The 10,101-nt window shown below is 67.1% G+C and carries 10 protein-coding genes; 8 read left to right on the top strand and 2 right to left on the bottom strand.

Features of this window, described 5'->3' with window-relative positions:
- The 6 genes from KBW98_RS22800 to KBW98_RS22825 all read left to right on the top strand — a co-directional run.
- The coding region (locus KBW98_RS22800) for a TRAP transporter large permease subunit (RefSeq protein WP_211522456.1) at positions 1 to 878 on the top strand (878 nt) is incomplete at its 5' end.
- Positions 879 to 1,045: 167 nt separating this feature from the next.
- On the top strand, positions 1,046 to 1,453 hold the full coding sequence (locus KBW98_RS24245) for a BPSL0067 family protein (protein WP_373888995.1): 408 nt from the start codon (positions 1,046 to 1,048) through the stop codon (positions 1,451 to 1,453).
- Between the two features lie 13 nt (positions 1,454 to 1,466).
- A complete protein-coding gene (locus tag KBW98_RS22810; RefSeq protein ID WP_211522458.1) occupies positions 1,467 to 1,931 on the top strand; it encodes an STY0301 family protein in 465 nt (154 codons plus the stop codon).
- A gap of 154 nt (positions 1,932 to 2,085) precedes the next feature.
- Positions 2,086 to 3,237: a PAS domain-containing sensor histidine kinase gene (locus tag KBW98_RS22815; protein ID WP_211522459.1), complete on the top strand. Its 1,152-nt coding sequence runs from the start codon at positions 2,086 to 2,088 to the stop codon at positions 3,235 to 3,237.
- Between the two features lie 86 nt (positions 3,238 to 3,323).
- A complete protein-coding gene (locus KBW98_RS22820) occupies positions 3,324 to 3,776 on the top strand; it encodes a response regulator (RefSeq protein ID WP_211522460.1) in 453 nt (150 codons plus the stop codon).
- A gap of 401 nt (positions 3,777 to 4,177) precedes the next feature.
- Positions 4,178 to 4,825, top strand: coding sequence for a YitT family protein (locus KBW98_RS22825; RefSeq protein WP_211522461.1), 648 nt, complete (start codon positions 4,178 to 4,180; stop codon positions 4,823 to 4,825).
- Here the strand turns inward: KBW98_RS22825 and KBW98_RS22830 are convergent.
- Complete coding sequence (locus KBW98_RS22830; protein ID WP_211522462.1) at positions 4,810 to 6,264, bottom strand: carboxylesterase/lipase family protein; 1,455 nt, start codon at positions 6,262 to 6,264, stop codon at positions 4,810 to 4,812. The genes KBW98_RS22825 and KBW98_RS22830 overlap by 16 nt on opposite strands.
- A gap of 65 nt (positions 6,265 to 6,329) precedes the next feature.
- Positions 6,330 to 7,271, bottom strand: coding sequence for a LysR family transcriptional regulator (locus KBW98_RS22835; RefSeq protein WP_211522463.1), 942 nt, complete (start codon positions 7,269 to 7,271; stop codon positions 6,330 to 6,332).
- 277 nt (positions 7,272 to 7,548) lie between these two features.
- Between KBW98_RS22835 and KBW98_RS22840 the strand changes: the two genes are divergently transcribed.
- Positions 7,549 to 9,246 carry a sensor domain-containing diguanylate cyclase gene (locus KBW98_RS22840; RefSeq protein WP_211522464.1) on the top strand — a complete coding sequence of 566 codons (1,698 nt, stop codon included), beginning with the start codon at positions 7,549 to 7,551 and terminating at the stop codon, positions 9,244 to 9,246.
- Positions 9,247 to 9,322: 76 nt separating this feature from the next.
- Positions 9,323 to 10,054 (top strand): helix-turn-helix transcriptional regulator, encoded by a 732-nt coding sequence (locus KBW98_RS22845; protein ID WP_211522465.1) that lies wholly within the window; start codon positions 9,323 to 9,325, stop codon positions 10,052 to 10,054.
- Positions 10,055 to 10,101 lie beyond the last annotated feature (47 nt).

The following is a 10,101-nucleotide window of genomic DNA, read 5'->3' on the forward strand; positions in this document are numbered from 1 at the left end:
CGCGGGGGGCGGCCCCCCGGCCCGCGCCGCCGGCCCACGGCGCCCCCGCCCACGCGCGGGCCCCCGCCGCGGCCGCGGCCCAGCCCGACGCAGCGCCCGCGCAGGCGGCGGAACCAGCGGCCAAGCCGGCCACGAAGAATTTCTGGATGGGGTGGGGCGGCGCCGCGGTCGCGCTGCTGATCTTCTACCTGTTCTTCAGCTTCGCGCGGCTCGAGATCTTCAAGATGCTGCTCGGCTCCCTGTTCCCGCTGGCGATCATGATCCTGGCCGTCCTGGGCAGCATCGTGTTCGGGCTGGCCACGCCGACCGAGGCGGCGGCGATGGGGGCCTTCGGCGGCCTGATCCTGGCGATCGCGTACAAGCGCTTCAACTTCGGCCTGCTGCGCGAATCGGCCCACCTGGCGACCAAGACCACGGCCATGGTGTGCTGGCTGTTCGTCGGCTCCAGCATCTTCTCGGCCGCCTTCGCCCTGCTGGGTGGGCAGGAGATCATCAACGCCTGGGTGCTGGGCATGGACCTGACGCCGGTGCAGTTCATGATCCTGGCCCAGGTGGTGATCTTCCTGCTCGGCTGGCCGCTGGAGTGGACCGAGATCATCGTCATCTTCATGCCGATCTTCGTGCCGCTGCTGGCCCACTTCAACATCGATCCGCTGTTCTTCGGGCTGCTGGTGGCGATGAACCTGCAGACCGCCTTCCTGTCGCCGCCGGTGGCGATGTCGGCGTTCTACCTGAAGGGCGTCTCGCCGCCGCACGTGACCCTGAACCAGATCTTCCTCGGCATGCTGCCCTTCATGGGACTGCAGGTCCTGGGGATCGTGCTGCTGTACACCTTCCCGGCGATCGGCTTGTGGCTGCCGGAGGTTCTGTATAAGTGAGGTGACCGTTTCGCAAAAATCGGGCCGCAGGTTTTGTTGATACGACACACGGCCCAGTTTGCGCATAGCCAATGGTATGCCGCTGCAGGATTCGACAATACGCTCTTGCCGAGCTCGTCATTAATCCGCAGGAGAATGCCATGCCTTACATATACCGTTCCGCTGGAATGCTGAGAGACAAGCCCAAGGTCGGGTCGACAGAATGCGTCGCGTTGGTTCAGCATTTCACCAAAGTCGGCCCGACTTCCGGGTGGGTGGCGGGAGAAAGGGTAGCGGGTAATAATCGCATCGCTATCGGTACTGCAATCGCAACCTTTCGCAACGGTCGGTATGGTGGGGCGGATCACAATAACCACACCGCGTTCTTTTTGCGCCACGGTCCGAATGGCTCCATCGTCGTCATGGATCAGTGGAGAGATCGCGCGCACAGGCCAAGACGCGATATCAGCATTCGAACGATTGAACGTAAAGGAGAGCCGCATCCGGATGGGACCTGCCGCAAGAAAGCGATAATGCCGATGCGTTCTTTGTCATCGAACGTCATATGGCGCCTGTGGTCCAGCCGGCGAGCATGAAGAAAGACAGGAAATGACGCGCCGGGCCTTCATTCGAGGCGCTTTGTTGCTTGTGATCGGCGCACTGATGCCGACGGCGCACGGTGCAACCTGGCGCCGTATTACATGCCCGGCCTCGATCCCGCACGAATCCATGAGGGCGCCGAAAGCGCCGCAAGGCTGGCAAGCCTTCGTCGGCGGGCCGGCCCATCTGCAGCGGCTCGACCTCTACCTCGGGCCGCCGGACCAGCTGCGCTGGATCCGACCGCAGGATGGGCCGAGAGGCAAGGGGGCGAGCACCGAACTGTGGCCGGACCTGAAGAAGGAGCGCATGCAATCGGCAATGCCCGACCGCAGTATCTGGCTGGCCTGCGTGTACGGCCGGCAGGGCAGCACCATCCTCGGCAGGCGGCTCGACGACGACGTGTCGGCCTGCCGGGCCACCTACCGGCAGCGCGGGCAGGATCAGTTCGACATGGATTTCCAGTGCAAGCGGTAACCGGGCAGCCTCGATTCCGCCTGGTTCATCCGTGCGCTGAAAGTTTATTTCTAAAAATATAATCGTACGGCCATCCACCCGATTCGGGTAAGCCTTACCCGTGGGCAGGGCGGGCCGCCGCGGCGCGCGGCGGATTGACGTTCCAAGCGACCCTATGCCCACCGATTCGACACGCCAAGACACTTTCTGGACCCAGCGCGACGCCGACGCTTTCGCCGAGCTCATGCTCGTCAAGACACGGCAATACGGCGTGATGTTCTACGATACCGACTTGCGCATCACCGGCTGGAACCAGGGCGCGGCCTTCATTACCGGCTGGACCGCCGACCAGGTGCTGGGCAAGCCCACCGGCATCCTGTTCGTGCCGGAAGACCGCGAGCGCAAGCTCGACGAGCACGAAGCGCACACGGCGGCCCTGGTGGGCGTGGGCGAGGACGAGCGCTGGCACCTGCGCAGCGACGGTTCCTGCTTCTGGGCCAGCGGGGTCAGCGTCCCGCTGCACCGCGACGAGCACGGCAAGGTCACCGGTTTCGTCAAGATCTTCCGCGACGCCACCCACCTGCGCGCCCGCACGCGCTACCTCGAGAACGAGCTGAAGGACAACGTGGCGCGCCAGGCCGAGCGCGACGTGTTCATCGGCACCGTCGCGCACGAGATGCGCAATCCGCTGTCGCCGCTGCGCTCGGCCCAGCAGCTGCTGCAGATGTTCGCCGGCGACGCCGAACGCAGCCGGCAGCCCCTGGCCGTCATGGACCGCCAGCTGGGTTTCCTGGAAAAGCTGATCGAGGACCTGGTCGACCTGACCCGGGTACAAAGCGGCAAGTTGAGCATCAGCTACGAGAAGATCCCCCTGCAGGTACTGCTGAGCGAGGCCGTCGACAGCTGCCGCCCCGCCGCGCAGGCGCAGCAGATCAGCTTCCACCTGTCCTTTCCCGCCGTGACGATCGAGGTCGAGGTCGACAGCCGGCGCATCAACCAGGTCTTCGTCAACCTGATCAACAACGCGATCAAGTACAACCACCCCGGCGGCGACGTCTGGCTGACGGCGACGGCGGACCAGACCCATTTCGTGTGCTACCTGAAGGACAACGGCAAGGGCATCCCTTCGGAACTGCAACCGAAGATCTTCGATGTCTTCACCCAGGCGGAAAACACCGGCGCGCAACGCGGCGAAGGGCTGGGCATTGGCCTGGCGGTGGTCAAGGAGATCGTTTCTTTACACCAGGGCACGGTCGAGGTGCGCAGCGAAGGCGTGGGAAAGGGCAGCGAATTCATTGTCCGGGTCCCTCTCCAGAAGCCCGCTTGAGGCGCCGCAGCCCGCGCGCCCAATCGTGCGTAGAGGCGCCGTCAACAGAGCGATAATGACACCGCCGATGTCATCGAGGAGAAGTCGTGTTTCGCACCCCAGTCCGGCGCCGCTTCAGTACGGACGACCACAAGTTTCCGCCGCCCGGCACGTCGGCACGTTCGCACGCGTCCGGTGCCGAACCGGGCGCACATCTGCGCAAGGTGCTGGTTGTCGACGACCAGCGCGACCTGGCCGACCTGGCCGAAGCCCTGTTGAGTTCCCACGGCCTGGAAGTGGTGGTCGCCTATTCGGCCGGCGAAGCGCTGCAGGCCCTGGAAGCCCACCCCGACATCGACGCGGTGTTCTCGGATGTCATGATGCCGGGCATGAACGGCCTGGACCTCGCCGACCACATCGACGACCACTATCCTCACATCAAGGTGGTGCTGACCTCGGGGTTTACGATCCCCGAACTGCTGGCGGAGCGCCGCAAGCGCTACCTGTTCGCTCCCAAGCCCTACAACATCGCAACCATCTTGAGACTGCTGCGCAGTTAGCTCAGTTTGCGCCGCAGTGTAGGGTGGACGGGTTTCCCGTCCACGCGGTGATAGGTAGAAGTTCCGCTTTCGCGCCGAATGATTTCACCGCAAACTATTAGCGCGTGGACGGGGAACCCGTCCACCCTACAGCTCGCGTACGCACCCCGATGCGGGCGCTGTTGTAACTGTGGGTTTCCGCACTTACATTGCAGTGCAACATGAGCGATAATACGGGCTGTTGGCCGTCATACGGTTTGGATTCCCGTATTTTCTTGTCACGGCCTTGACTGCCCGGGGGGCTCGTCTCCCGCTTTGTAGACCGCACAATCCATGACCCACGCTTTCATGCCTGCCTGGCCGATGGCCGGGCGCACTGTCCGCCGCTGCCGTTTCCCGATCGCCCGCCCCGAGGTGGCGCGATGACGCAGGGCGTGATGCGTTCGCAGACGGCGCCGGCCGGCCGCGGTCTCGAGGTGAAGCCGCACTCGCTGCTGGACGACGTCTACGGCATCTGCGTGGGCGTGCTGTTCGCCGCCACCGGCGTCCTGCTGCTGCAGGCGGCCGGCCTGATCACGGGCGGCGTGGCCGGCATCGCGCTGCTGGGGTCCTACATGACGGGGCAGTCGGTCGGCCTGCTGTTCCTGCTCATCAACGTGCCGTTCTTCCTGTTCGGCTACCTGTTCATGGGCGCGCGCTTCACCGCCAAGTCGCTGGTCGGCAGCGCCATGATCATGGCCCTGCTCAAGCTGATCCCGAATGGCCTGGTGATCGGCCACGTCGATCCGATGGTGGCCGCACTGGGCGGCGGCACCTTCTGCGGCATGGGCATCCTGGCCCTGGCGCGCCACGGCGCCGGTCTGGGCGGCACCGGCATCGTCACCCTGTGGCTGCAGAAGCGCTACGCGATCAATGCGGGCCGCACCCAGGTCATGATCGACAGCGTGATCCTCATGGTAGCGCTGACAATGGTCGAGCCCGAGCGCGTGGGCTGGTCGGCCCTGAGCGCGGTGGCCATGAGCAGCATGGTCATGGCCTGGCACCGCGCCGGACGCTATTTCGGCAGCTGAGCCTTGCCGGCCGAGGCCAGCTTCGCGGCCTCGATCTCTCCACCCCACGGATCCTGCTTCGGTTCCGGCTTGCCGCTTTCGGCGAAATCCATGATGCGGTCGGCGTCCGGCTGGTAGCGCGGCCAGGCCGGCAGGCGCGGGCCATTGGGATCGCCCTTTCTCGCGAAATTCACCAGGTAGGCGCTGACCGCCTTGCCCATGCCCAGGTCCTTCTTCGTGCTCTGCTCCCGGTATTTCACGGCGACGGTGTCGAAGAAATAGGGGATGTCGGTCGCATGCGCCGCGCCCGGCTTGCCGATCGCGTCCGCCACATACGAGAAGCGGTAGGCGTAGACCGGCACGCCCTGGCCGGCCAGGGTGGCCGCCAGGCTGCGCGCGCCGGCGACCATGAAGCCCGTCTTGCCGCCGATGTCGGCGCTGGTGGCCCCGATCATCACCGGCACCTTGTGGAAGCGCCCGGCCGCGAAGGCGGCGCCCGACTCGATGGCCAGCTTGCCGTCGGCGAAGGGACCGTGATAGGTCGGCGCGCCCTGCACAGAGCGGTTGGCCAGGTTGAGCCCATCGACCACTGCTTCGGCGGGCAAGGCGCGCAATTTCTCCAGCGCCTGCGGATCGTCCGCGGCGATGCCCTTGGACGTGGCGAAATTCACCCCGATCTTTTCGACATTCGCCAGGCCCGGGTCGGCGGTCTTGCCTTCGCCGCCGGACATGACGACGGCCTTGGCGAACAGACCCTGCGACATCGGCGAGGTGAGCAGGGCGTTGACCGCCATGCCGCCGGCTGATTCGCCGATGATGGTGACATTCTCCGCATCGCCGCCGAAGGCGCCCACGTTGCGCTTGACCCACTGCAGCGCCGCCAGCTGGTCCATGAAACCGTAGTTGCCGAGGAGGGCGTCGCCGCCATGCTCGCGCGTAAGCTGCGGATGGGCGAAGAAACCGAAGCGGCCCAGGCGGTAGTTGAAGCTCACCAGCACCACGCCCTGTTTCGCCAGCGCCGCGCCGGCATAGGTCGGGGGCGAGGACCCGCCGTTGACGAAGCCGCCGCCGTAGATCCAGACGATCACGGGCAGTTTCTTGCTCTTTGCCTTGGCGGGCTTCCACACGTTCGCATACAGGCAGTCCTCGCCGGGTGCGGTGCCGAGCGGGGCGGCGTCGCTGGGGAAGGGCAGCTGCATGCAGTCGGCGCCGTAGCCGGTGGCCTGGCGCACGCCTTCCCAGGACGCGGCCGGCTGCGGCGCGCGCCAGCGCAGGGCGCCGACCGGCGGCGCGGCGAAGGGAATGCCCTTCCAGCTGGCCACGCCGTCCTGCACCGCGCCCGCCAGCTTGCCGGTATCGATGGCGACCACCGGGCCGCTGGCGGCCTGGGCCATCAGCGGCAGGGTAAACGCGGCTGTGATCGCCAACATCGTAAGGGGCGCGGGGCGGTGCTGGGGCATCGGATGTCTCCTGTCGTTGGTCTGCTGGGGGGATGGCTGGATCGTAAAGAGGGCTTGCCGGCTCGTCAATGGAAATCTTGGCGCCGGCGCGGGTGGCCTGCCACCGGCGCCTTGGCCGGGTCGAAGCCGGCGAACACCGCCTTGAGCCAGTCGACGAAGACGCGCACGCGCGGCGACAGCTGGCGGTTCTGCGGATACAGCACCGAGACCGGCAGGGTGGGCGGCGCCAGCTCGGGCAGCAGCACCTCCAGGCCGCCGGAGCGCAGCTCGGCCTCGATCCGGTAGCGCGGCACCTGGACGATGCCCAGGCCGGCGACGGCGCAGGCCGTGTACATGTCGGCGCCCGTCACCGTGACCGAACCGGGCAGGGTGCGCTGGCGCAGTTCTCCGCCCTGCATGAATTCCAGCGGATAGGGGCGGCCGGTGGCCGAGGAGACAAAGTTCACCGCTTCGTGGCGGTCGAGGTCTTCCAGCGCCTGGGGACGGCCGAAGCGGGCCAGGTAGTCCGGGCTGGCGCAGGTCACCTGTTCCAGCTGGGCGAGCGACTGGCCCACCATCGAGGAATCCTGCAGGTTGCCGACACGGAGCACGCAGTCGATGCCCTCGCGCACCAGGTCGACCAGGCGGTCGCCCTCGCTGATGCGCAGCTCGACCGCCGGATAGCGCGCCAGGAAACCGGGCAGGGCGGGCGCGACCACATGGCGCGCCAGGGTCGACTGCACGCTCACGCGCAGCAGGCCCGCCGGCGCGGCGCGCGAGAACACGCTTTCCATCTCGGCCAGGTCGCCCAGCAGGCGCACGCAGCGCTCATAATAGGCCTGGCCGTCGAGGGTGGGCGCGACCACCCGGGTGGTGCGTTCGAGCAGGCGGGCGCCGAGCCGTTTTTCCAGGCGCTTGATGGCGTTCGTCACCGTGGCCCGCGGCAGCTGCAGGTCTTCCGCCGCCGCGCTGAAGCTGCGCCGCTCGACGATGCGGACGAAGATCTGCATCTCTTGGAAGCGGTCCATGTGGGTGCGCATATTGTTCCTGTCGCCTTAATAATGTGCGTACTTAATGTATCATTATTTTATTAGAGTTAATGATCAGTCCGGTGTAAAATGCAACTTGGTTGGTGACGCTGCTTGGCACAATTCCTCAGTCCGGTCTTCGCAGCGTGTGAATATTGGTGAGAGTGTTGCTTTTGCGCCAAAATGACTCTTCCGTAATAAAAGATTCCGATCTGCATGACTTTTTTGTCATGGTTCGCGGTTATGATCGGGCCCTTCGCCAGTATTTACCGATCGTATGAAGGGCAAGTTTTCCAAGTTGCGGCTGTCCAGCCTGATGACCCTCGCCGTGTGCGCCACCGTCGCCCTGACGGTCGCGCTGCAGCTCACGCTGGTCAACCACTTCGCCGTCAGCCATGCAGGCCAGGAGGCCGAGCTGCGCCTGCAGCAGCTGTCCTGGCAGATGCGCGATTCGCTCAACCGCATCGTGGAACAGGCCGCCGGCGACGCCCGCCTGCTGGCCGACCTGCCGTCGGTCAAGCAGGCCCAGGACCCTGCCACGACCCGGGTGGCGCTGGAAAGCCTGCAGCGCACTTTCCCCGACTATGCCTGGATCGGCATCGCCGCGCCGGACGGGACGGTCGCCGTCTCCACCAAGGCCTTGCTCGAAGGCGCCAACGTCAGCGCGCGGCCCTGGTTCCAGGCCGGCCAGCACGGTGTGCGCGCCACCGACTACCATCCGGCCAAGCTGCTCGACAAGCTGCTGCCCGCCGGCGCCGACCCCTGGCGCTTCATCGACCTGTCCGGCCCGGTCTACGGCGCCGACGGCAGGCTGCAGGGCGTGCTCGGCATGCACCTGAGCTGGGAATGGGCGCGCCGCCATGCGCGCGAGCTGCTCACGCCGGCCCTGCGCGCCTATGGCGCCGAGATCATCGTGGTGCGCGACGACGGCACCGTGCTGCTCGGCCCCCAGGAGCTGGTGGAAAAGAAGATCGAGACCACCAGCCTGCACGCGGCCCGCCAGGGCCAGACCGGTTCGCTGCGCGAGACCTGGCCCGACGGCCGCAGCTACGTGACGGGCTACAGCCGCACCGGCGACCTGGACGACCCGGCCTCGCTGCGCTGGTCGGTGCTGGTGCGCCAGGACGAGGACAAGGCGATGGAGGGCGCCACCGAACTGCAGCGCCGCATGCTGATGTGGAGCGCCGCGCTGGCCCTGGCGCTGGCCGTGTCGGCCGGCCTGCTGGCGCGCCGCCTGAGCCGTCCGATGGATGAACTGGGACGCGCGATCGAGCGCGCCACCGAGGCCACGGCCAAGGGCGTGGAAGCGCCGCCGATTCCGCTGGTGGGCGGTTTCCACGAGGCGGAGGTGCTGTCCTCGACCCTGCGCGACCTGGTGCGCAGCGAGGCCGACAGCCGGCGTGCGCTGCTGGCCATGAACGAAAGCCTGGAGACCGCGGTGGCCGAGCGCACCGCCGAACTGCAGGCGCTGCTGCTGCGCGACGTGCTCACCGGCCTGCCGAACCGCCGCGCGCTGCTCGAGGCCCTGCCGGAAGCGATGGCGCGCGCCCAGCGCGTCAGCCGTCCGGCGGCGCTGCTGTTCATCGACATGGACGGCTTCAAGGCGGTCAACGACACCCATGGCCACGAGGAAGGCGACGAGCTGCTGCGCCAGTTCGGTACGCGCCTGTCGCAGGCGGTGCGCAAGACCGACATGGTGGCGCGCCTGGCGGGCGACGAGTTCGTGGTGGTGCTGGAGATGCTGACCGACGCCGCCCACGCCGAAGACACGGCGCGCAAGCTGCTCGAGCTGGTGCAGGAGAGTTTCCGCCTGCGCTCGGCCACGGTGAAGGTGGGCGCCAGCATCGGCGTGGCGGTCCACCAGCCGCAGGACAAGCCCGACCTGGACGCCTGGCTGGCGCGCGCCGACCATGCGATGTACGCGGCCAAGCGCGCGGGCAAGAACAACGTGGCGCTGGCGGCGGTACCTGTCTGAACCGCCAGCTTGCCGGGGCGGAAACGGGACTGTTACCATCCCTGCATCGCCTCCATCACCGCCGCCGGCGGCTTCCATGTCCGAAATCAGCCTGCTCGTCCAGACCCTGAAGCGCCAGCTCAAGCTGCAGGGCATGACCTACCGCGACGTCGCCGCCGCCCTCGACCTGTCCGAGCCCAGCGTCAAGCGCCTGTTCGCCACCGAGCAGTTCACGCTCGAGCGCGTGGTCGAAGTCTGCAACCTGCTCGGTTTCACCCTGGCCGAACTGGCCCAGGAAGCCCAGGACGGCCAGCGCCGCCTGCGCACCCTGAGCGCGGAGCAGGAGGGCGAGCTGGTATCGGACCCCCGGCTGCTCCTGGCGTCGGTGTGCGCGCTGAACCACTGGAGCATGGCCGAGATGCAGGCCGTGTACCGCCTGAGCGAGGCGGAATGCGTGCAATACCTGCTGCGCCTCGACCGGCTGCGGCTGATCACCCTGCTGCCGGGGAACCGCATCCGCCTGAACGTGGCGCGCGACTTCGACTGGCTGGCGGACGGGCCGATCCGCCGCTATTTCCGCGAGCAGGGCATGCCGGACTTCCTCGACGCGGCCTTTGGGCAGGCGGGGGAATCGCTCGATTTCGCGCACGGGATGCTGACCGAGAGCGCCCAGGCCAAGCTGCGCGCCGAGCTGCGGCAGCTGCGGACCCGGTTCGCGCAGCTGCACGAGGAGAGCCTGGCGGCGCCGCTGGCGCAGCGCAAAGGGACGGGCTTGTTGCTGGCGCTGCGGGAATGGGAGCCGGCGGCGTTCAGCCGGCTGAGGCGGTAGGGGTTGGGGGGGGGGGGGCCCCCCCCCCCCCCCAGGGGGGGGGGGGG

The sequence above is a fragment of the Massilia sp. ST3 genome, from assembly GCF_018119405.1.
Lineage (GTDB): Bacteria > Pseudomonadota > Gammaproteobacteria > Burkholderiales > Burkholderiaceae_D > Telluria.

Bases quoted from the DNA above. Each gene is read 5' to 3' on its own strand.
- KBW98_RS24245 (WP_373888995.1), top strand. From the start codon at position 1,046: ATGCTGAGAGACAAGCCCAAGGTCGGGTCGACAGAATGCGTCGCGTTG.
- KBW98_RS22810 (WP_211522458.1), top strand. From the start codon at position 1,467: ATGACGCGCCGGGCCTTCATTCGAGGCGCTTTGTTGCTTGTGATCGGC.
- KBW98_RS22815 (WP_211522459.1), top strand. From the start codon at position 2,086: ATGCCCACCGATTCGACACGCCAAGACACTTTCTGGACCCAGCGCGAC.
- KBW98_RS22825 (WP_211522461.1), top strand. From the start codon at position 4,178: ATGACGCAGGGCGTGATGCGTTCGCAGACGGCGCCGGCCGGCCGCGGT.
- KBW98_RS22830 (WP_211522462.1), bottom strand. From the start codon at position 6,264: ATGCCCCAGCACCGCCCCGCGCCCCTTACGATGTTGGCGATCACAGCC.
- KBW98_RS22835 (WP_211522463.1), bottom strand. From the start codon at position 7,271: ATGGACCGCTTCCAAGAGATGCAGATCTTCGTCCGCATCGTCGAGCGG.
- KBW98_RS22840 (WP_211522464.1), top strand. From the start codon at position 7,549: ATGAAGGGCAAGTTTTCCAAGTTGCGGCTGTCCAGCCTGATGACCCTC.
- KBW98_RS22845 (WP_211522465.1), top strand. From the start codon at position 9,323: ATGTCCGAAATCAGCCTGCTCGTCCAGACCCTGAAGCGCCAGCTCAAG.